The sequence below is a fragment of the Psychrobacillus sp. NPDC093180 genome (genome assembly GCF_044754065.1).
GTDB lineage: Bacteria > Bacillota > Bacilli > Bacillales_A > Planococcaceae > Psychrobacillus.
In genome coordinates this window covers 81,967-104,627 of record NZ_JBIVOJ010000010.1, presented here as the reverse complement: position 1 = coordinate 104,627, position 22,661 = coordinate 81,967, and the positions used below count along the sequence as shown (strand labels likewise).

Genomic DNA, 22,661 nt, shown 5'->3' with positions numbered 1-22,661 from the left:
CTATTAATCTAAATCGTTATAATAATAATCCGAAATGGCTCCTGCTACTTCTACGGAATCTGGGGCACAAAGGAAAATATCAGTACCGACTCGTTGGATGTCTCCACCTAAAGCGTACACGGTTCCACTCAAAAAGTCGATGATTCTGATTCCTTGGTCTTTGTCAATTCGTTGTAAATTTACAATGACCGCTTTTTTATTTTTTAAGTGTTCAGAAATATCTTGAGCTTCTGCATATACACGTGGCTCAATCAAAATTACTTTAGAAGACTTTTGTACATTTTGGATGCTGACTAAATTTGGTACAGGCATTTCTTTGGGTGTCGTATTAAATTTACGCTCTTTCACAGGAGACTTAACCGGTTGTTGTCGCATTTGACTTTCTACTGGTTGTTGCTGAGGTTTTGGCTGCTGTGCTACTGAAGTTTCTTCCTCTTCATCTAAGTAGAAGAAATTTTTCATCCAGTTTTTCATGCTCATTTAATTTCCTCCCTCTCTTTACCTACTAATGCTGTTCCGATTCTAACAAATGTAGCACCTTCCTCAATTGCAATTTCATAGTCTCCGGACATTCCCATGGATAGCTCCGTACAAGGTGCATGAATTAACTGTTTTGCTGCAATTTTTTCTTGTAGAGCTTTTAGCTGACGAAAGACATTACGGATAACGGAATGATCGTCTGTATTGGGAGCCATTGTCATCAATCCAACGACACGAATACGGGAGTAATTTTCTAATTCACTTATAAAATCCTCTGCTTCTAAGATAGAAAGACCATGTTTAGATTCTTCTTCCGAAACATTTACTTGTACAAAACAATCTACCTTTGAAGTTGCTCTTTTTTCAATTTCATCTGCTAAACTGATGCGGTCAAGTGAATGTAAATAATCCACTTCATTGATGACTGCCTTTACTTTTCTCGTTTGCAGCGTTCCTATGTAATGCCATTTGACATTGTCTGAAATGGCATCTAATTTGTTCTTTAATCCATCCGGTCTATTTTCCCCCAAATGGGTTATGCCGGTAGCGATTACTTCTTTTGTACGATCCACGGAAACTTCTTTCGTCACTGCAATAATCGTTACATCCTCAACTTTTCGTTCAGAACGGTTACATGCTTCTTGAATATGTTGTTTTATTTGTTGTAAATTTTGCTGTACGTTTGTCATATGAAAACCAACTTTTCATCATTTGTTTTTGTTTATTGTATCAATGAAACACTGATTTATCAATGATGAAACATGCCTATTCTATGTTTCTCGAAACAATTATTACATCTTTACCAATAATAGCTATATTTTGAACTGCAATTTTTTTAGTTTCTCTTTTTTTGTTAAAGAATGCTGGATAAGATCCATTTGTTTCTACGATAAATGAAGTAATATACCCGCTCTCTTTATCAATTTCCGCATCGACTATAAATCCTAATAATTGCCCACTACTCGCTTCAATTACTTCTTTTTGTTGCGCATCTGAAAATTTCATCGTCAACCTCCTTTTACCACATTGTATGAACGAAATCGAAAAAAAACGCTTCTTCTATGCAGAAAAAGCGTTTCGCCTATTTATCGTTGAAAATTTTTCAACATATATTCATTTTGGATTCAAATGGCTTTGTATCGTAGACAATGCACTTTTTTCTAAGCGGGAAATTTGTGCTTGGGATAATCCTAAGTCTGTAGCAATTTCCGTTTGTGTAGCCCCGTAGTAAATTCTTTTCGTTAATATTTTTTTCTGTCTTGCATCGAGATTTTGGAAACTTTCTTTTACCGTAAAATAGGTTACCCATTGTTCTTCGGATACATCATTATCACACAATTGGTCCATCATATATATAGCGTCTCCTCCGTCACTAAAAATAGGTTCCTGGAGAGAAACTGGATCTTGAATAGCATCCAAGGAAAGTAATATATCTTCCACTGGTATTTCTAATATTTTCGATAGATCATCCAGTGTTGGTTCTTGTAAATGTTCATTTATATATTGTTCTTTTGCTTTCATCGCTTTGTAGGCAATATCTCGTAACGATCTAGAAACGCGTACAGAGTGATGATCGCGTAAATGTCTTTTAATTTCTCCAATAATCATCGGAACCGCATACGTGGAAAAACGAACGTTATGCTTTAAGTCAAAGTTTTCAATTGACTTAATGAGTCCAATACATCCAACCTGGAACAGATCATCTGCTTGTTCTCCGCGGTAGGCAAAACGTTGAACAAGACTTAGTACTAGCCTTAAATTACACATAACTAGTTCTTCCTTAACCGACTCTTCACCTGCTTGTAACCTGATAAACAATTCTTTCATTTCTTCATGCTTAAGTAAAGGAAGCTTAGATGTATCAATGCCGCATAATTCTACTTTTGTTCTCGTCATAGATCTTCCTCCGGACTTTTTAATTGGTTCTTAATCAGTTTGTCCTGAGGAGTGAAGATTATTCCGAGACGCCAAATCCAATTTCAACCATTAAGCAATTGGTTCGTTTAGCAGCTCTTTTAAATCTAATATTATTTTCTTTTCTAAGCGTGATATATAAGACTGTGAAATACCCAAATGATCCGCAACTTCTTTTTGTGTCATTTCTTCTTTTCCATTCAAACCAAAACGACATTGCATTATATACTTTTCCCTATTTCCAAGTAGATTAATCGCTTCAAACACATGTTGTCGCTCTAGCTTTTTTTCTACATCTTCAATAATCAAATCCTCACTAGTTCCTAATATATCGGATAAAAGCAATTCATTGCCATCAGAATCAGAGTTTAATGGTTCATCGAAAGAAACTTCTGATTTCATTCGATTCGTTTTTCTTAAATGCATTAAAATTTCATTTTCAATACATCTGGATGCATATGTAGCAAGTTTAATCCCTTTATCCAGATTAAATGTTTCCACCGCTTTAATAAGTCCAATTGAGCCAATACTAATAAGATCTTCTATATTCGTGTTCGTTTGATCAAACCTTCTGGCAATATACACGACAAGCCTTAAATTTCGTTCTATAAGTACGTCTCTGGCATGCTCGTCTCCATCCATAAAAGCTAAAAGCATTTCACGTTCTTCTTCTCTTGTGAGCGGCTTAGGAAGAGACTCATTTCCTCCAATATAATGTACGCCACTTCTTCTAAATGATAATATCCAATAATATAATCTTCTTAGTAATCTCAACAGCATTATCTAACACTCCTTTTCTTTAAATGAAAATAGGAAGAACTATGCAGAATTCCATCTGCACCGTGTGGAAATTTATCTTTTACTCTTGTCATGACAATATATCCTTTAGGTAATGGCAGATCATTTACTATCCAGTCCTCGTACTTTATTCCAATGACCCATGTTTTCTCTTTTTGTATTGTAGATATTGGTATTAAACGTAATTTGGTAGCATATTCTTTGGAGAGTTTGTCAAGTCCTTTATCTTTTTCAAACTCCCAGTCACTAATAGCTTGGAACAATTCTTTTGGTAGCACATCTTGTAACACTTCTGATGCAACGAAATGTACTGGATCATTTGAAAGTGGTTCTTTACAGACATTTCCCGAGTCAATAAAAAGAGTTAGCTCCTTTGTTTCGCCAAACAAAGTTATATGCGATGTATATAGTAACTCTCTTTCTGCATTGGATATGTTGAGATGTAGCACATGTTTTGTTAAGAAATAAAGCCCACCAATTGCGATTAATGCGAAATTCACCATCATAAAAGCACTATTACTTTTGCTGTACATTGGTGCTATTGCCGTTAATAAGCCTCCAGCGAAAATGCTAGCAAGTAATGTGAGTGTAATCGCTTTAACGATTTGTGTGCGTTTCTTCCAAAAGGCTATGCCGATCATCACAAAAAAAGATAAAAATATTGTACTTACGTGATGAGAGAAGATGACTGTAATCACTCCAGCAACAAAAGCTGAAAGGAATAAATATCTTTTTTGGTTTTCAATCCAACCAATTTTGTTCGCAAATGCTAACACGGTATAGTTGAAAAAAGTATTCGTTGCGATCATGACTTCCGCGTACATGATTCTCCCTCCTTTTTTACTAAATGGTACCATGTCATTTATAAAAACTTTGTCAAAAGAACGGTGGAAAAGCTTCTTTTTTAACGACAAAAAACCATAATAAAAAACTACCCATATCAGGGGTAGTTCATCATGTAGGGAAACTGCGAATTAGGTGGTTGATGAAGTGTCCGCTAGATTTTCACTGCAGGTCGGACGCTTTCCGCCGGGTGTGCGATGAGCCATTCCCTCCGCTTAGGGCGTCGTTGGAATGACTCATTAGCTCACTCATCCGGCAGGAGTCGCCGCCTACAGTAAAAATCAGCGGTAATTTCTTTTTTATTTATGAACGACTTGCTAAAAACAAAATCATAAATCGTATTTAGCGTTTGTATATCCAATAAATGGCTAAGGGCAACCAAACAGCTGTCGAAAGCAACCAAAAGTCTATTGAGAGCAACTAGTCTAGACTGAAAGCAACCAAATTGATCTTGAGGGCAACCAGTTCTCATAAAACAAATTTACTTAGAGTGAGACGCCGCATCCCTATAAGACTCTTTTTGCAAAAGAGACTTCTCTCAGCGATTTAAATTGAAAAATCTACAAAACAAAAAAACTATCTCCAAATCGAATTTGGAGATAGCTTCATCTGTAATTATTAATTAGCGACGTTGACGGTTTCTTAAGAATGTTGGGATATCTAGTGCATCCTCTTGTGGATGGTTAGACACTTGACGTTCTGGACGTTCATGTTGCATTGGTTGTTGTATTTCTTCTTTACGTTGTTCACGAATTGGAGGAGTTGGAGCAGCTTGTTGTGTTCTACTTCCACCAAAACCTGAGCTTCTTGGCTGTTTTTGCATAATTAGTTCTTCGTTGAAGCCAGTCGCAATTACCGTAACAACAATTTCATCCTTCAGGTTATCATTTATAACCGAACCGAAGATCATGTTTACTTCTTCATCCGAAGCTGATGCTACGATATCAGCAGCTTCCTGTACTTCGAATAAACTTAGGTTAGATCCACCTGTAATATTCATCAGCACTCCAGTTGCACCATCAATTGATGTTTCAAGTAATGGACTGGAAATTGCTTTTTTCGCTGCTTCCGCCGCACGGTTTTCACCTGAGGAAATACCAATCCCCATAAGTGCTGCACCTTTATCGGACATAATTGTTTTCACATCCGCAAAGTCCAAGTTGATAAGTCCTGGTACAGCGATTAAATCGGAGATACCTTGAACCCCTTGGCGTAGTACATTATCTGCTTCTCTAAAAGCTTCTAGCATTGGCGTATTTTTATCTACGATTTCTAATAAGCGGTCATTTGGAATAACGATTAATGTATCTACCGCTTCCTTCATCATGCTGATACCACCAACCGCTTGAGTAGAACGCTTACGGCCTTCAAAAGTAAATGGACGTGTTACTACACCAACAGTTAATGCACCTAAATCACGTGCAATTTGAGCGATTACAGGAGCAGCACCAGTACCAGTTCCTCCACCCATTCCAGCTGTAACGAATACCATGTCTGCGCCTTTTAGTGCTTCTTCAATTAGTTCCTTGCTTTCTTCTGCGGCTTTTTTACCAACCTCTGGATTTGCACCTGCTCCTAACCCACGAGTAAGCTTTCCACCGATTTGTAATTTCACTTCGGCTTCTGACATTTTTAAAGCTTGCGCATCCGTATTAACTGCGATAAAGTCTACTCCTTGAACTCCATGCTCAATCATTCGGTTAACCGCGTTATTACCGCCGCCACCTACTCCAATAACTTTAATAACGGCTAATTGATCTTCGTTTGTTTCAAATTCTAACATGCTATTGCCTCCTATATTCTCTCAGCTATGATAAAGGTTTTGTTATTCAAAAAATTTGTCGAAAAATTTCTTCGCTTTTGACATTGCGCTTTCTTTGTTATCATTTGTCGAATTTTGAACAGTTTGTTTTTGTTTTTTAGGACTTGAAACTGCTTCACTACTAGCCATTTGTGCTAATGCTTGGCTATTACCAATTTTACCATAGAAAAGATCTTCTTTATAGGCATATCTTATAAGACCAACAGCAGTTGTATATTGTGGTTCGCGTACCCCAATATAATCTGGTGTATACAATCTCACTCTTGTTTGTAGAATATGTCTCGCTAATTGACCTATTCCATCCAATTTAGAAACGCCCCCAGTTATTACTACACCACCAGGTAGGTCTTGGAGACCCATTCTATAAAACTCTTCTAACACCAATTCGAATAATTCTTCTAGACGAACACCGATGATTTCTGCAATATACCGCTGAGAATATTGCTCTTTCATATCAGCTCCAATTACTGGAACTTCAAACAGTTCATCGTCGGAAGCATCATCATAAAAAGCATGTCCATATTTTAATTTAATCATTTCTGCTTGTTCCGTCGGTGTTTTTAAGACAATTGAAAGGTCTTTTGTAATATGCTCTCCACCTACTGGTATCACAGAAGTATTGATTAAATGTCCTTCACTGAAAATGGCAATTGTAGTTGACCCACCACCAATGTCAATATAGGCAGTACCATGATTTTTTTCATCTTCAGTTAAAGCAAAATGACCAGCTGCAAGTGGTTGCAAATATATCTCTCTAATTTGCAGGCCGGCTTTTTCCACACACCGCAACACATTATGTAAAATTGTTTTCGATGTTGTCATCATAATACCGTCTAGCTCTAAGCGAGTTCCAATCATACCGCGTGGATCTTTTATTTCTTCTAGATGATCCACAATAAATTGCTTTGGTGCAATATTGATCAATTCTCTTTCAGGTGGTATAGACATTACTTGAGCAGATTCAATGACACGTTCCAAATCCCCATCAGTAATTTCTCTATCTTCTCTATTTACAGCTACTACGCCTTTAACGTTTTGTATATTTGCTAAATTAGCTGGAATTCCTAGAACGATTTCATGGATAGCCATTCCAATCATTCTTTCCGCTTCACTTATTGCTTTTTTAATAGACTGAACAGTTGCGTCTATATCGACAATGGTGCCCTTTCGAATCCCATTTGATTTTACATTACCTACACCTATAACATGCAGCGAGTCATCATTCATTTCTCCTATTAAAACTTTAATCGAAGACGACCCGATATCTAGTGATACATACAATTCTGATTGATTCAACCCGTGGCACCTCCTATTTGCTCTTTAACTATTATTCTAGTGTAAAAACCTTATAAAGTCTAAAACTTTATAGTTCTTCGAGTTTAATATTCAAATTTTTCGTACATATTGCTCATGCATTTTTTCTTTCTGACCATTTTGTCAATAGCATTCGACGAATCACTGCTATATTTTGAAACAGACGAACGCCAAACGCAAAAATAGCAGCCAAATATAAATCGACTCCAAGATGAACTCCTAAAAACGCAAGCGCTGCTGCAAGTCCTATATTGAAGAAAAATCCCGTTACAAATACCTTATCGTCATATACATGCTGTAATTGAGCCCTAATACCTCCAAAAAGCGTATCTAGAGCCGCTAGTACCGCAATAGACAAATAGCTTTCATATATTTCTGGAATTTGGATATCTGTTAAAAGTCCAAGGGAAATCCCGAGTATTAAACCTAATAATGGCAGCCACATGCGTTACTCTCCTCCTGGAATCTCTTTTAAGAATTGATTGTTTACGGATTGGTCATAACCAGAAATAGTGAGTTGGTTTTCTGGATCACCGATTTCTAGCGTTAGATTATCGATATAAAAGTCATCACCAATAGCCGAAGCCTCTAATTGATTATACATTTTTTTAGCATCTTCAAATGTTGAGGTACCAATTTTGATTGTAAAAGGGGCATTTTTTATTGCCAAGTTATTTACAGTTGTTTTCCCATTTACATCTCTTATTGCTGACGAATAAATCATGCGTTTTCCGTCAATTTCTACGGCTTTTGCTTTAAACCGATTAATCTCATTGATCAATCGAATAAGTAAATCGGGCGAAATTCCTTCAATCGCTTGTCCCATTGCGATACTTTCTAAGGATGGCTTCACAGTAATGGTAAGCCCTGGGCCATTAAACGCTTCTAGTCCAATATCTTTTTTCAATTGGTTCACTGTATCATTTAAAGCTATTTCTGGACTTTCATTGCGCATATTTTCGTATTTGCCAATTGTTTGTTCTAGCATGCGCACTTCCGATAATAACTCCGAATGTAATTCAGTTTCTCTAGCAAGCTCCTGACGAATAGCCCAAATGTCTCTCGTGTCTCTCGCTTCTGGATTTTTGACGGTATTATATTGAACAGCTAACATAAAACCAACTATTAACAAAATGATCGTAAACCGAATATAGACGGCTTTTTTCATTATTCGGCCTCCTTTATTTTGTTAGCTTTTTTCGTCCCGAAGTGCAGGCATTGTTATGTTTCCTTTCTCTTCTACCGTCACGACAATATTATCACTTGTTAGCTGGTCTAAGACGCCACCTCCTAGATGGACAGATGCTAATAGTACTGCGGGATCTCCTACTGCTTCAATTGTAAACGGTGCTGGAAATGTCTTTCCGTCTATCGTTATAACAGGGCCTGTACAACGAATAAACGAATTTGCTCGAAGTCTTTGTCCATTAATGGAAACTGCTTCTGCTCCCGAAATTTTCAATTCGTTTACCACTTTAAACACATGACTCTCATGGACAATATAATCATTTGGATTTTCTTGGGACGGGTTATATGCACCATCTTCTAATGATACCGCGATTCCCTTTCCTTGTGACGGTATATCCCCCATTAATAACCTTAACTTCTCTGCTTCTTTTACTAATGCCTCTGCACTTTCTTCACTATTTGCAAACGTTTGCTCCAACTCACGAATCGCTTGCTGACTTTCATTTATTTCCTCTGTGAGTTCCTTATTTCTTTCTTTTTGTTCAATTAATTCTTCTCTATATTTGGTCTGTTCTAAAAAACTTTCGCTTGTACTATTTCTTTCCGATTCATTTTCTACGGCAATACTATAGGAATAGGCAAGTATAAAGCCTAAAACTAAACTTACTAAGGAGATAAGTATTCGACCACGAGAAGGTATTTTAAGGAGTTTGTTCCTCTTCTTCAAGCTCTGTCGCCTCCTCGTCGATTTCTTCATTGTGCACTTCTACATATGGTTGAAAGTATGAGCCAACCTCTAGGTCAATAATGCCTTTTACATCCGGATTTAATTGCGATACGATAGATGGATAATAGTTCATCTTTTCAGCAAAAGATGGAATAATAGCTTTTATTTCATTGCCATCATTCATAAATACTTGTATCGAGTATTTATCATTTTCTGTTGGCGTATAAATGATTTGTGAAATAGTTAGCAATACTTCTGGTTGTAGGTTAGCTAATTCTTTTATTAACCTTAAACGAACTTTTTCTTCTTTAAATCCGGAAAAAATCGGTCCTTCAAAAGGTAAGACTTGTCCTCCTGTATCAATCACTTTGCCATTTTCTAAAATAATACTAAGTACTCCTTCTTTTTCCTCGTATCCAATTTGTTTGTATTCCTCCACTTGGATATGTACTTCCGTGAGCCAGTTGCGTTTTACGTGAGCAGATTTTATCCATTCATTTTGTTCTAAGTTTTTTTCAATATTCTTTTCTTTAAAACCCCACATTGAATCGCCCAATTTTAATGTACTTTGTTTAATGTACGTTTCTTTTGGAACGAGTACAGCACCTTTTAACTCAATGGACTGTACTTGACTATAATCAGATTGAAAATAGAGAACGATTAAGAGAGTCGTGACAAAGAGAAAAAGTAGAATGGAAAACTTTTTGTTTGTCCTGCGTCTCCTACGTTCTTTTAAAGTGGGTATACGATCTTCAATATCGATGATTTTTTCCATTCTACCGCCTCCCTTCTTGTATAGATGTATTTGCTAGATTGAATATAATCCCGATAATAATCCAAGTCATGACAAGAGAGGAACCACCATAGCTTATAAACGGTAAAGTCACACCCGTTACAGGAAGCAGCCCTGTCACAACTCCCATATTCAAAAACGTTTGAACAGTTAACAAAGAAGTGAATGCGATAATCATTAACTGTGCTTCTCTCGTTTTGGTTTTAGCGGCCATCATAAAGCTTGTCGTAAAAAAAGTTAGAAAAGCAATGATAACGATTAACCCACCTATAAAACCTGTCTCTTCTAACAAAATAGAAAAGATAAAATCATTTTGTGGTTCTGGTAAGTATAAAAACTTTTGTCTACTATTACCGTATCCAAATCCAAACAATCCAGCTGGCCCTATAGCAAGTAACGATTGAATCGCCTGGAACCCAGAACCTAAAGGATCCTTCCATGGATCTAGAAAAGCTTGAATTCGGACAAGTCTATATGGAGCAGAAATGATCAATGCTATGAAACCAATGATACCAACTCCACCAATTGCCAAGAAAAACTTGATAGACAGACCAGCGGCGAACAGTAAAAAGAATACCGCCATCACTAACACAAATGCAGATCCAAAATCCGGTTGAAGCATGATTAAACTAATTGGTATTAGCAGTAAAATAGCACTTTGAAAATACACTACTTTTTTCGGCTTCTTTTCATTAGCCAAAGCACCTGCTAATACACCTAATACAGAAATTTTAGCAAGTTCTGCTGGCTGAAAATTCATAAATCCTAATGGAATCCAACTTTGAGAACCATTTCTAACTACACCTATTCCAGGAATTAATACCCCTATTAATAATACGATAGAAATTAAATATAAAATTTGCCAAAATGTAGGAATACGGATAATGCTTTTATTTCGGATAAAAAAAGCTACAGTAATACCTACGATTAAATAAGTCGCTTGTTTAATGGCAAATGGCATTTGCCCTTTATAATGGACTTCACTCCAGTAAGAACCAGCAGAATGGACAAATAAAATACCAATAACTGATAAAAATAGGACGGAGGAAACAAATAATACTTTACTTTTAACTTCCGATTATTTCATCCTTTCGTTACTCTTTCAAAGAAATAACTTTTTCAATAAACTCATCGCCGCGTAACTCAAAGCTTGCGTATTGGTCCCAGCTTGCACAAGCAGGTGATAATAATACGACATCTCCTGCATCTGATACTTTAATACCTTCATCAATAGCTTCCACTAAATTATTTACGCGAATAACCGTCGGAATAGATTGCTCTTCTCCGAACTTTTGCAAACGTTCTGCAGTTTCCCCGTAATGGATCAATGCTTTTACATGATGTAAATAAGGAATTAACTCATCAAAAGAATGGCCTCTATCTACACCACCCGCGAGTAAAATTATCGGTTCTGAAAAACCTTCCAATGCACTCTTAGTTGCCAATGCATTCGTCGCCTTAGAATCATTGTAAAATTTTCTGTTATTCCATTCTCGAATAAATTGCGTGCGATGTTTTACGCCGTGAAAAGTAGAAAGAACAGCCTTAATATCTTCAATAGAACAATCCATAATAAGTGCTGTAGCAGTTGCTGCTAAGACATTTTCTAAATTATGTTTGCCTCGAAGTGCAATGATAGATCTTTCAAATACTTTTTCGCCATTCCAATAGACGAACTGATCGTCCGCGCTTATACCATCTTTCGTCTTCTGGCTAACATAAAACGGGACTTTCATCGCCTTACTCTTCCCGGCATATTCCTTCACGATCTCTTGCTCTCCGTTGTAAATAAACCAGTCAGATGCATCTTGGTTTTTCGTAATATTAAATTTTGCATCTGTATATTCCTTGAAATCCGAATGGTAATCTAAATGTGCTTCATACAAGTTCATCAAAATAGAAATTTTTGGTTTCAATTGTTCAGTTCCCATTAGCTGAAATGATGAAAGCTCTGTTACGATCGTATTTTCTTTGGAAGCTTCTTTTGCGACACTACTAGCAACGGTTCCAATATTACCAGCGATCAATGGTTGTTTTTGTCCTTGTTTAAGTATCTCAAAGATAAGTGTAGTCGTGGTTGTTTTACCATTCGATCCTGTAATCCCAATCATCGGTGCATCACTTATACGATAGGCAAGCTCCACTTCTGTCCAAACCGGTATACCTCTTCTTTTTGCCTCCGCAATAACGGAGTTTGTATAAGGAATACCAGGGTTCTTTACTATAAGACTGAATCCCTCGTCTAAAAGATCCTCTGGATGGCTTCCACATATAACCGTTAAGCCTTTAGAAAGTAAATACTGGGCATTTTCGTTTTCATCGAAAGGTTTTGCATCATTGACAGTTACAAAGGCACCTAAATCATGCAAAATTTCGGCCGCAGCTGTACCACTTTTAGCCAAACCTAATACTAATATTTTTTTATGATAGACAATTGGTAACTGTTTCACTTTACAAAACCTCCATCAATACAACAATCATAGCAGCAACAAAACCAACTGCCCAAAATACAGTTACAATTTTGCGCTCATTCCAACCAGAAAGTTCAAAATGATGGTGAATCGGACTCATTTTAAAAATACGCTTTCCAGTTGTTTTAAAACTAATTACTTGTAAAATTACGGACAAAGTCTCTACTACAAAAACGATACCAATAATTAGTAACATTAGCTCTTGCTTGACTAAAATAGATACCATTGCAAGCGAACCACCTAATGCGAGCGAACCAGTATCACCCATAAATACTTTTGCCGGATTCTTATTGAATAATAGAAATCCTAATAGAGCCCCAGCCACGCTAAAAGCGAAAATAGCTATGTCTGTCTGTTCAAAAGTAAGTGCTAGCACAGCAAATGTTACAAAAGCAACAGAAGCAGTACCGGACACTAGACCGTCTAAACCATCCGACAAATTCACTGCATTTGAAAATCCTACTAACCAGAATATTAGAAATGCTACATAAAATTGACCAAGTGAGAAATCAACATTCGTAAATGGAATGGCAAGAGTGGTATCAAAAGGACCTAATTTTAATAAAAAATAAGCAATAATGGATATAACAATTTGGCCAATCAGCTTCTGAATTGACGTTAGTCCAAGATTTCTTTTTAATACAACTTTGATAAAATCATCCAAAAATCCAATAGCCCCAAATCCAACTAAAATGATGAGCAATACGATCGATTGCGTCGTTAACTTATCGAAGTAAAACGAAAGACCTATCGTTGAAACGATAATGGAAGTGATAAAAATAAGTCCTCCCATTGTTGGCGTTCCTGCTTTTTTTTGATGTGATTCCGGTCCTTCCTCTCTAATACTTTGACCAAACTTCATCTTCCTTAAATAAGGAATTACAATTGGTGCAAGAATGACCGATAAAAGAAAACTAACAAATAGTGTAATAATCGTTGCAGATAATGTCATGAAAAAATCTCCTTAATTGCCATCAACTATAGCTGAATGTTCCATAGTTATTTATTTTTAAAATTGGTTATTTCGTATATACATGTATCGTTCCATCAATAGGTATGAGACTATCTTCTTTTGGTAACTGGGTAAGTATTTCATCTCCCTCACCATGCCAAACTATTGAAAATGGATACATATAGGACGTTACTTCTTTTTTCTTTATACCTACTAAGTTTGGAACGCGAACTTGTTCAACGTCTCCCCATCTGTATTCTTTTTCTAATTGTTTACCACCACCGGTAACTTCCAATGAATCCTCGATGATTTGCCCAACAATTGGTGCTGCAATAGTAGACCCAAATACCGTAGAACTCTTCGGATTATCAATTGCAACGTATACAACGATTTCTGGGTTATCCGCTGGTGCAAAACCGATAAAAGATACGATATATTCCCCTTCTGCGTATCTACCGTTTATAACCTTTTGGGCAGTTCCTGTTTTTCCACCAATTCGTAAACCATCTCTATAAGCATTTCTTCCCGATCCTAACGCTACAACATGTTCAAGCGCATCTCGAACTTTTGCAGAAGTTTCTTCGCTGATTACTTGTTTTTTCATCTCTGGCTCGGTAGTGGATAAAATATCGTTTGTTTCACCGTCTAGCACATTTTTTACAATATACGGTTTATACAAATAACCACCATTTACCGCTGCAGCAACTGCCTGCACTTGTTGAATCGGTGTTACGGAAATACCTTGACCGAATGATGTAGTCGCATGTTCAACAGGACCGTAACGATCTTTACTAAATAGAATGCCCGTCGATTCTCCAGCCATGCCTGATTCTGTCGATTTTCCAAAACCAAAATTTCGAATATACTCTTGGAGCTTTTCAGGACCAACTCTTCTGCCTAGTTCGATAAAACCTGGGTTACAGGAGTCTTGAACGACTTCTAGGAAAGTTTCATCCCCATGCCCTTGCCTTTTCCAACAACGCAGCCTAGTACCTTCTACCATTACGTATCCTGGATCAAAAAAATGATCATTCTCTAAATCTACTACATTTTCTTCGAGTGCAGCACTCAGTGTAATTATCTTAAATGTAGAGCCGGGTTCAAATGTCATCCATACTGGTAAATTACGATTATAAATAGTAGAATCCACATCCTGATAATTAGCAGGATCAAAGTTTGGAGCAGAAGCAAGTGCGAGTATCTCTCCTGTTTTAGGATTCATCGCTATACCAATAGCTTGCGTCGCATCGTACTGCTTCATCGCTTGAGAAAGTTCTCTTTCTACTACTTGTTGTATGTTCATATCAATCGTTAGCTGTACATGATTACCTTTCGTACCATTCTTCCAACCGTCATCCACATGCGGTAGTGGAATGCCTTTTGCATCCGTATACATCCGAATGGCCGATTCTTTTCCTGTTAAAACAGCATCGTATTGATATTCAATTCCCGCAAGTCCTTGTGTATCATACCCGGTAAAACCTAGCAATCTAGATAGCATCTCTCCATGTGGATAGTCTCTTATGTAGTCGACGCCTGAATATAAACCTTTAATATTCTTATCTTGTATTTCCATCGCTAGTTCAGTAGAAATATTTTTACCTGCTGGTGCAATTTTTATGATACTCTCTCTTTTATTTATTTGTTCCAACAGCTTTTCTTTATCCATCTCAATAAGCGGTGCGATTTGGTCTGCTACTTGTTCTGGATCTTTGTTTTGAGAAGGCATGTAAAATAACGTCGGAGCAAGCTTATTTCCTACAATGACTTCTCCATTTCTATCCAAAATATTCCCTCGCAGTGATGAATAAGGAAGTTCTCGATCCCAGCTCTCTTTTGCTTTTGACGTCAATTCATCAAATTGAAAAAATTGTAGCTGTATTAATTTAGCTCCAACCATCACAAACAGAATAATCGTTATCAACCAAATCATTCGCAGTCGGATCATTTGCTTTAGTTTAGAAATGCCATTTTCTCCTTTTACTCGTTTTAGATAACGTATGAGAAAATGACAATAACTATTCTATTTCTCTTTATATAACTCTTAATCCTGCGGTAGTTCTTCCACTAATTCCTCTTCAGGAGGAGCAACATCTGTTACTTCTTCAGGTGTCGCTAACTGGACAACGACAGGCGTTTCGCTGGAAACAATGGAGCCAGCTGTCAAACTTTGCTCTGTTACAAAGCCTTCCCCGTTAATTTCAATAGGAATATTCGCTAATGTTTTATATATCATTAAATTACGCTTTGACCAACCTGTAAAATTTGGTAACTGAATTTCCCCTTGTCCTTTAATAAACACCGTGCCACTTGAAATAATAGAAGTACCAGCAGATGGATATTGCTCCGTTACATTTTCTTCCTGACCAATTATAACAGTTTTCAAACCTTGTGACTCTAGCATACTTTGACTTTCAACAATATTTTTACCAACAACGTTTGGCATTTCTATTGGACTAGCAAGCTCCAGATTTTCAGGCTGAACGTTTAAGTATTTTAGACTTTTTTCTGTTACTGTATTAAATACTTCCGCAACTGGTTGTGAGCCAGACTCCGTTAACTTTAAATGTGGTTTATGCACAGTTACATATACGATAAGCTGGGGATCTTCTACAGGTGCCATTCCTAAGAAGGAATACAGGAATACTTCCCGCCCCCAGTAATAGCCTCCACCAGGTTTCGCAATTTGTGCTGTTCCCGTTTTTCCGGCCGTTGTATATTCATCTAACTTAAAACGCTTTGCGGTACCATATTCAGATGTAACCGTACTAGCCAAAATTTCTTTCACTTTTTCAGCTGTTTCCGCTGAAATTGGTGATTTTTTTTCGGTAGGCTTATGATTGCTTAATGCTTTACCGGTATTAGGATCAACTATTTTATCAATCACATATGGTTGCATCATTTTTCCGTTATTTGTTATGGCAGTCATTCCTTGAATCATTTGAATAGGAGTTACCGTTGTACCTTGACCGTATGTCGTAGTTACTCTGTTCAATGGATAAGTATCCAAAACTGTTCCTGTAGCTTCATTTGGAAGATCAATGCCCGTTTTCTCTCCAAAACCAAAACGATGAATATAGTCGATAAATACTTCATCGCCCATACGATTAAGTAAATATGCCATTGATACGTTGGACGATCGTTGAAACCCTTCTAAAAATGTTATTGAACCCCATCCCTGTCCATTATTATGATCTCGAATGGTATCACCAAATAATGTATAGGAACCAGATTTAAAATGGTCATTTGGATTCCATACGCCTTCTTCTATTGCTGCAGCTAACGTGAAAATTTTCATTGTGGAACCCGGTTCTATTGTTTGTTCAGTTGCCTCATTTAACCAATTTGTAGATAGCCCATCTCGGGTATTCGGCTCAAATGTTGGTCTTTGTGACATAGCAAGAATTTCTCCTGTTTTGGCATTCGCCACAATGGCAGTCATTTTCTCAGGATTATATTTTTCCTCTGCATTATTCAGTGCATCTTCTAAAAAGTTTTGAATTGTTTTATCAATGGTCAAATAAATATCTTGACCATTCTTGGGTTCCGTCACCATTTTTTCTGCATTTGGCAGTAAAAAGCCTTTTGTATCACTTTTAAATTCTACTTTCCCTGGGGTACCTGTTAACGCCTTGTCATATATATACTCAAGCCCCATTTTCCCTTTCGTTTCTGCTTCACCATCGTCATTTTCTTCTTTTAATGCAAATCCTATTAAATGAGAGGCAAATTGTCCATTAGGATATAGTCTTTTCAAATCTTGTGTAAAAATAATACCGGGTAGATTATGCGCTTTTATCTCATTCATTGTTTTATGGCTAATGTCTCTACCGGCTTTACCAAATTCTACTTGATATTTTCCACTCTCTATATTTTTTTCCAATAAGGCTACTATTTCTTCTTCTGTCATATCAATATATTGCGATAATACTTGCGCCGTCTTTTCCGGATCTATTACATGTCGAGGAGCTTTGCTATTTTCTGTAGCTTTTGAGCTTACAACTGCTACCATCTTATAGCTTAGCGTATCTTGGACAATTACTTCCCCATTCCGGTCGAAAATTTTTCCTCTACTTGCCTGTAAAACTTGCTCTCTATTATACTTTGAATCTGCTTTTGCTGATAACACTTGTCCTTCAGCTACACCAGTGGCTTGAATATACACGAATCTACCTAATAATAGAAAAAAGAGCCCTCCATATAGTAAAAACATAAGAAAGGCTCCCCATTGAAAACGAAATTTTTTCTTCATTGTCCTGGTACTACCTTCACGTTTTGCTCATTCAGTTTCAATCCGAGCTCCTCCGCCTTTTTCCAAATGCGATCATAGGTAGATAATTCGCTTACTTGTATGGACAAATCTGTATTTTCTTTTGAAGTAGTATCGATTTGTTTTTCGATTTGAGAAATGTCCGTAGTTGTTGAACGAACAGCGGTTTGCGTTTGGATAATCATAACAGCGAGTAACGTTACAACAGCAAGCAGACAAATGAGTAATATTTTCTCGCCTTTTGATAATAATTTTTTATGTTTCTTTACCGTTTTTTGTATTTGTGGTTGTTCTGGAATAGAAGGACGACTTATGTATGTTTCTGAATGATGGTTACGTAAAGCCATTTAGACACTCCCTTTTTCTATTAGTTTTTCCACAATTCTTAGCTTAGCGGATCGAGATCGATTGTTTACTTCTAGTTCTTCAGCTGAAGGCAATATCGGTTTTCTTGTTACTAGTTTTAGCATTGGCTCCATCCCTGCTGGAATTACCGGCAAGTTTGGTGGTAAATCTGGTATCGTCGAAGCTTCTTTAAAAATTGTCTTCGCTAATCTGTCTTCTAGCGAATGGAATGTAATTACACTAACTCTTCCACCTACATTGATAAGTTGAATAGCATCCTCTAGGGAATCCTCTGCTGCTCCCAGCTCATCATTTACAGCTATTCTAATTGCTTGGAAAATTCGTTTAGCCGGGTGCCCACCAGTGCGTCTTGCCGCAGCTGGAATTCCTGCTTTTATTAATTCTACTAATTGGAAAGTGGTCTCAATCGGAGCCGACTCTCTTGCTTGTTCGATTTTGCGTGCAATTTGTTTGGAAAATTTCTCTTCTCCATATCGGAAAAAGATTTTTACTAGCTTTTCATATGCCCACTCGTTCACAACATGGTAAGCAGTTAATTCGCTTGTTTGATCCATGCGCATATCAAGGGGTGCATCATAGTTATAACTGAAACCACGTTCCGGTGTATCTAGCTGCGGAGAAGATACCCCAAGGTCATATAAAATGCCATCTACTTTTTCAATCCCAATGTTAGCAAGCTCGGTTTTCAAATAGCGAAAATTCGCATGTACAAAAGTAACTTGCTCTAAGTAAGGAGCCAATTTTACTTTTGCATTTTCAATCGCTGTCATATCTTGATCGAAACAGATTAACTTACCTTGTTCATTTAATTGTTTAACTAAGTATTCACTATGTCCTGCACCACCTAATGTACAGTCCACGTAAATACCATCTGGACGAACGGCAAGTCCATCTACCGTCTCTTTTAATAATACTGTTGTGTGATGAAACAAGCCTTTACCTCCTCTAAATATCGAAGCCGATCATATTTTCTGCAATATCATTGAAGGAATCCTCAGATTCTTCAAAGTAACTTTCCCATGCTTCCTTCGCCCAAATTTCAAGACGATTAGAAACACCTAAGACGATACATTCCTTGTCCATCTTTGCATATTGACGAAGATTACTTGGAATATTGATACGTCCTGTTTTATCGATTTCAACTTCTGTAGCACCTGAAAAGAAAAACCTAGTAAATGCCCGTGCATCTTTTTTCGTTACGGGTAGTTCTTTTAACTTTTCTTCGAGTTTTCGCCATTCATTCATAGGATAACCAAATAAACAATTATCAAGACCTCGTGTTAAAACAAAACAGTCTTCTAAGTGTTCACGAAATTTAGAAGGTATTATTAACCGTCCTTTCGCATCAACGTTATGTTGATATTCGCCCATGAACATGCTACTCACCCCACTTTATGTCATTAACATACCACATCCCCCCACTTTCCTCCACCCATTTTTTTAAAAATGAGCATTAAATTTTTCAAAATGCGTAAATAGTACTTGTTGAGACAAAAATAGTGCCAAAAAGCTATATTTCTCCTCACAAAAAGCCCCCACATAAATTGTGGGGGCTCAGCGACTATCCAATATGTCTTGGCGTATTTGTGCCCAGATTTTCCTCGAGAACTTTCTCTGTAAATCTGTGGCATCCGCCGTAAGCTATACCATTATCCAGCAGTTTTTCTTTGCTTAAGTTAGATACATACTACATGATGCTTCCCATTAAACTCGTAAGGAACTTGTAAAAGCTCTTTTATAAAGTTGGGTCCTACTTCATTTAATAATTGAAGTGGGGAATAGGTTCTCTCTTGTAATCCTCCATTTGGGATTAGATCCATTATGAGTCGATCATATTGATGAATAGATGCATCTAGCTTACCAAGGAGTGTATCATCGATTGCATGTTCGATAAATGTAAATTGTCTCTCATGATACTGTAAATTCTTTTGAACAAGTGGACTTAGTTTTAGATTATCCTCTATTAAGAGTTCCTCTAACTTCTCATACTTAGCAGCGAGCTCTTTTCTCATCGTTTCGATCAAGTGGGGAATTTGCTCATTTCGATGATTGTTAATGTACCGAAGTTTCGCCTCTTCCACTGCCCCATCCCATACATCTTGCATAGAAAAAGAAAACTTTTCGAGTAATGTTTGTGTTTTTGTATTAGCAACAGTGACACTCAATCTCGGCATAATGACTGGCATCTTCATATGAAACAGTTCAAATGCCGTTTTTAATGTTCCCCAATAGGCGATTTCCCCTGGTCCACCGATAAAACTTAATACAGGGAATACCATCTCTTGCATGATTGGTCGTGTTACCACATTATTACTTAGCTTTTCAGGATGATTCTTTGCAATATCCATCAACTCAACTTCGGTAAAGGAAAGTCCTTTTGCTTCGTTGATGAATGCCCCATCTTTTCTTTCTAATAAAAATCGTTCTCCATCTTCCACATAAAATAAATGGGCTGCTGAATCCTTCGTTTGAATCGGCGTTCCAAATCCAGATTGCTCGAATTCAATTTCTTTTTCAAAGACGATTTTTGCAAGTTGAGAGGCGTTCCCCACAAAAAGTTGAAAATATTCACTTTCTAACTTTCTAAACGGTTCATAAGCAGCATCTATTAAAAGTAAACCTTCTTCATGAAAAAGATCATTCATAAGCGCAGCAAAGAAGTCTGTATACGTTTCATTATTTTCTAAGTGAGCCATTACTTTAGAAAAAAGCTCTTTGGTATACAACGTTTCCGGTAAGCTTTGAAAAATTTCAGTCAAATAATGATCCATTAAAGATTTATCAAATGTTGTTTCAGATGCTATTTTCTTTATTCTTGATTTTGCAGGATATACTAATTTTTGAAGCCTTCTACTTTTTTCTATGTAAACATGGTTAATCTCGTCGATGTCATGGTCTTCTCCAGCAATCCAAAAAACAGGAATAACAGGAACTCCAAGTTTCTCCCTTTGCTGTTTTGCTAATGTAATAACAGATATCGCCTTATGGATAGAATACATTGGCCCTGTTAATAGACCAGCTTGCTGTCCTCCAATTACAACGACTCCATTGTCTTTTAACTCTTCTAAATGTTGACTACTTTTTTCTGAAAGCCCAAACTTCCGCATATAAGTCGTCAATACCTCTACAAGTTCCATTCTTTTGGTTTTGCTAAAATCAGTTTCTTGAAGTCTTCTATTAAGCGCCTTTTGGTCCCATTCATAATGAAAAAAAGAAGATAAGCTAGCCGCATCCTCCAAATATTTCTTATAAAAAAGGGTCGCGAATGGTTGTGTGTATTGCTCTAATCGCACGATTTTTCCACCTCTAATTATCAATTTCACCCCGCCATAGCTTTAAAAAAACCATATATAAGCCGTCGGTTATTATCCTAATCCAACAATATTTTAAGTACTTCTTGAATTAAGACAAATTCTTGTTTGAGTATATCATTACAGGTGAAGGCGTGGAAAATTATTAGCTTATATAACTTAATACATATTGGATAACTCCGAATAACCAGAGAAACGCATAAAATATACAAAGTAACATAAATAACATTCTCCAAATTTTTCGAAGTAGCGGCCGTACTTCAATTTCATGTTTGGAACGCCAATCCAAATACGTCAGTACAGTTGCGAATATTAGTGAACAGATGACTAATTCAAAGCCAATAGTTTTAGAAAAAACAATCGAAAAAACATGTGAAACAGAGAAAAACAATAGAAATGTTGTTATATCCGCCGCAATCCCGATAGATTTTTTTCGTTTGTGTAATAAGTATTTAGAGACGATAAACGTCAAAATAAATAGCACGATCGGAAATAATATAAAAAACGAAATAATCGTATTAAAGATGTCTTTCACCTACTTTATTCTTTTCCTTTAGTAGTAAATAGAATGTATTCAATATCGGTAATTTCTTATTTCTTTTACTTGCTTCCTCTAAAATTGCACCAACAATTGTATCAAGTTCCATCAAGCGTCCGTTCTCATAATCTTTTAACATCGATGAGTGATTATGTTGTGTATTTGTACAAAGTGTAACGACTTCATCCCATGAGAGACGATTTTTCCACTCTTCAAACACATCCATCATTTCATCATATATATTTTTAACAATCGTTTTATACGCTTCGTTTTGTACAAGTGCTCCGTTTGGCACACGTGCAATCGTCGTTAAAGGATTGATCAAACTATTTAACATTGCTTTTTTGAATAATACGTCTTCAATTTTGGAGGAGAATTCCACAGGAAAATGCTCGTTAAGACGAAGGAATAACTCCCCCACTCTTTCCCATTCACCTTTCCACATGCCAATCGTTGTAACTCCTACTCCTAAATGTTGAACTGTTTGTGTATCCTTTTTCATTGCTCCATGTAATACAGAGCCAACCAATATAGTATCTTGTTTTAGATTAGCAGCAAACGAGAGTTGGAGTAATCCATTTTGTAAAAATAAAAGAGGTATATCCTTTGGCAATGCATCTAATCCTTCTTTTAACGATTGTAAATGATGATATTTCACCGCAATAATAATTAGATCCATTTTTTCTAGCTTGTCCATACTATTTACGAGAGTACATGGGATTAACTGCTGTCCAGTATGGCTTTTTTCTATGTATAACTCAGTTGGCGTATTAGAATTTCGAACTAAAAATGTAATGTTATGCTTTGCTTCTGCTAAATAGGCACCAAATAACATTCCGATAGATCCGGCACCTATGATTCCAATATTCATATA

Annotated in this window: 22 protein-coding genes and 1 pseudogene; all 23 read right to left on the bottom strand. The window is 36.7% G+C overall.

Features of this window, described 5'->3' with window-relative positions:
- Positions 1-3 precede the first annotated feature (3 nt).
- Entirely contained in the window at positions 4-480 is a 477-nt protein-coding gene (locus ACIP9W_RS15925) for a cell division protein SepF (RefSeq protein ID WP_282245567.1), read from the bottom strand.
- On the bottom strand, positions 477-1,169 hold the full coding sequence (locus tag ACIP9W_RS15920; protein WP_400791312.1) for a YggS family pyridoxal phosphate-dependent enzyme: 693 nt from the start codon (positions 1,167-1,169) through the stop codon (positions 477-479). Before ACIP9W_RS15920 ends, ACIP9W_RS15925 begins: the two co-directional genes overlap by 4 nt.
- Before the next feature lie 76 nt (positions 1,170-1,245).
- Positions 1,246-1,485 (bottom strand): YlmC/YmxH family sporulation protein, encoded by a 240-nt coding sequence (locus ACIP9W_RS15915; RefSeq protein ID WP_142537659.1) that lies wholly within the window; start codon positions 1,483-1,485, stop codon positions 1,246-1,248.
- Positions 1,486-1,593: 108 nt separating this feature from the next.
- Positions 1,594-2,376, bottom strand: coding sequence for an RNA polymerase sporulation sigma factor SigG (gene sigG / locus ACIP9W_RS15910; protein ID WP_142537658.1), 783 nt, complete (start codon positions 2,374-2,376; stop codon positions 1,594-1,596).
- A 90-nt stretch (positions 2,377-2,466) separates the two neighbouring features.
- The gene (gene sigE / locus ACIP9W_RS15905) at positions 2,467-3,174 is read right to left on the bottom strand and encodes an RNA polymerase sporulation sigma factor SigE (protein ID WP_142537657.1); all 708 of its coding nucleotides are present in this window, start codon (positions 3,172-3,174) and stop codon (positions 2,467-2,469) included.
- On the bottom strand, positions 3,174-4,016 hold the full coding sequence (locus tag ACIP9W_RS15900) for a sigma-E processing peptidase SpoIIGA (protein ID WP_400791309.1): 843 nt from the start codon (positions 4,014-4,016) through the stop codon (positions 3,174-3,176). Before ACIP9W_RS15900 ends, sigE begins: the two co-directional genes overlap by 1 nt.
- Positions 4,017-4,657: 641 nt before the next feature.
- Entirely contained in the window at positions 4,658-5,818 is a 1,161-nt protein-coding gene (gene ftsZ, locus ACIP9W_RS15895) for a cell division protein FtsZ (protein WP_400791306.1), read from the bottom strand.
- A gap of 42 nt (positions 5,819-5,860) precedes the next feature.
- Positions 5,861-7,153, bottom strand: a complete 1,293-nt coding sequence (gene ftsA / locus ACIP9W_RS15890; protein ID WP_400791304.1) for a cell division protein FtsA — start codon at positions 7,151-7,153, stop codon at positions 5,861-5,863.
- A 112-nt stretch (positions 7,154-7,265) separates the two neighbouring features.
- On the bottom strand, positions 7,266-7,616 hold the full coding sequence (locus ACIP9W_RS15885; protein WP_282245577.1) for a small basic family protein: 351 nt from the start codon (positions 7,614-7,616) through the stop codon (positions 7,266-7,268).
- Positions 7,617-7,619: 3 nt separating this feature from the next.
- Complete coding sequence (locus ACIP9W_RS15880) at positions 7,620-8,339, bottom strand: DUF881 domain-containing protein (protein WP_282245579.1); 720 nt, start codon at positions 8,337-8,339, stop codon at positions 7,620-7,622.
- A 21-nt stretch (positions 8,340-8,360) separates the two neighbouring features.
- Positions 8,361-9,086 carry a DUF881 domain-containing protein gene (locus tag ACIP9W_RS15875; RefSeq protein ID WP_400791301.1) on the bottom strand — a complete coding sequence of 242 codons (726 nt, stop codon included), beginning with the start codon at positions 9,084-9,086 and terminating at the stop codon, positions 8,361-8,363.
- The gene (locus tag ACIP9W_RS15870) at positions 9,061-9,861 is read right to left on the bottom strand and encodes a cell division protein FtsQ/DivIB (RefSeq protein ID WP_400791298.1); all 801 of its coding nucleotides are present in this window, start codon (positions 9,859-9,861) and stop codon (positions 9,061-9,063) included. Before ACIP9W_RS15870 ends, ACIP9W_RS15875 begins: the two co-directional genes overlap by 26 nt.
- 1 nt (position 9,862) lies before the next feature.
- Positions 9,863-10,915: pseudogene (locus ACIP9W_RS15865) on the bottom strand (FtsW/RodA/SpoVE family cell cycle protein); the annotation flags it as partial.
- Positions 10,916-10,973: 58 nt separating this feature from the next.
- Positions 10,974-12,329, bottom strand: a complete 1,356-nt coding sequence (gene murD, locus ACIP9W_RS15860; protein ID WP_400791296.1) for a UDP-N-acetylmuramoyl-L-alanine--D-glutamate ligase — start codon at positions 12,327-12,329, stop codon at positions 10,974-10,976.
- A 1-nt stretch (position 12,330) separates the two neighbouring features.
- The gene (gene mraY / locus ACIP9W_RS15855; protein WP_400791293.1) at positions 12,331-13,302 is read right to left on the bottom strand and encodes a phospho-N-acetylmuramoyl-pentapeptide-transferase; all 972 of its coding nucleotides are present in this window, start codon (positions 13,300-13,302) and stop codon (positions 12,331-12,333) included.
- Between the two features lie 67 nt (positions 13,303-13,369).
- A complete protein-coding gene (locus ACIP9W_RS15850) occupies positions 13,370-15,235 on the bottom strand; it encodes a penicillin-binding transpeptidase domain-containing protein (protein ID WP_282245589.1) in 1,866 nt (621 codons plus the stop codon).
- Positions 15,236-15,346: 111 nt separating this feature from the next.
- Positions 15,347-17,515, bottom strand: coding sequence for a penicillin-binding transpeptidase domain-containing protein (locus tag ACIP9W_RS15845; protein ID WP_400791291.1), 2,169 nt, complete (start codon positions 17,513-17,515; stop codon positions 15,347-15,349).
- Between the two features lie 35 nt (positions 17,516-17,550).
- Positions 17,551-17,919 carry a cell division protein FtsL gene (gene ftsL / locus ACIP9W_RS15840; protein ID WP_400791289.1) on the bottom strand — a complete coding sequence of 123 codons (369 nt, stop codon included), beginning with the start codon at positions 17,917-17,919 and terminating at the stop codon, positions 17,551-17,553.
- Positions 17,920-18,870, bottom strand: coding sequence for a 16S rRNA (cytosine(1402)-N(4))-methyltransferase RsmH (rsmH, locus tag ACIP9W_RS15835; protein WP_400791287.1), 951 nt, complete (start codon positions 18,868-18,870; stop codon positions 17,920-17,922).
- Between the two features lie 13 nt (positions 18,871-18,883).
- Positions 18,884-19,315, bottom strand: a complete 432-nt coding sequence (mraZ, locus tag ACIP9W_RS15830) for a division/cell wall cluster transcriptional repressor MraZ (protein ID WP_400791285.1) — start codon at positions 19,313-19,315, stop codon at positions 18,884-18,886.
- Between the two features lie 299 nt (positions 19,316-19,614).
- A complete protein-coding gene (gene bshC / locus ACIP9W_RS15825) occupies positions 19,615-21,231 on the bottom strand; it encodes a bacillithiol biosynthesis cysteine-adding enzyme BshC (RefSeq protein ID WP_400791283.1) in 1,617 nt (538 codons plus the stop codon).
- 163 nt (positions 21,232-21,394) lie between these two features.
- Positions 21,395-21,784: a DUF3397 domain-containing protein gene (locus tag ACIP9W_RS15820; protein ID WP_400791281.1), complete on the bottom strand. Its 390-nt coding sequence runs from the start codon at positions 21,782-21,784 to the stop codon at positions 21,395-21,397.
- Positions 21,768-22,658 (bottom strand): ketopantoate reductase family protein, encoded by an 891-nt coding sequence (locus ACIP9W_RS15815; RefSeq protein WP_400791278.1) that lies wholly within the window; start codon positions 22,656-22,658, stop codon positions 21,768-21,770. Before ACIP9W_RS15815 ends, ACIP9W_RS15820 begins: the two co-directional genes overlap by 17 nt.
- Between the last annotated feature and the right edge of the window lie 3 nt (positions 22,659-22,661).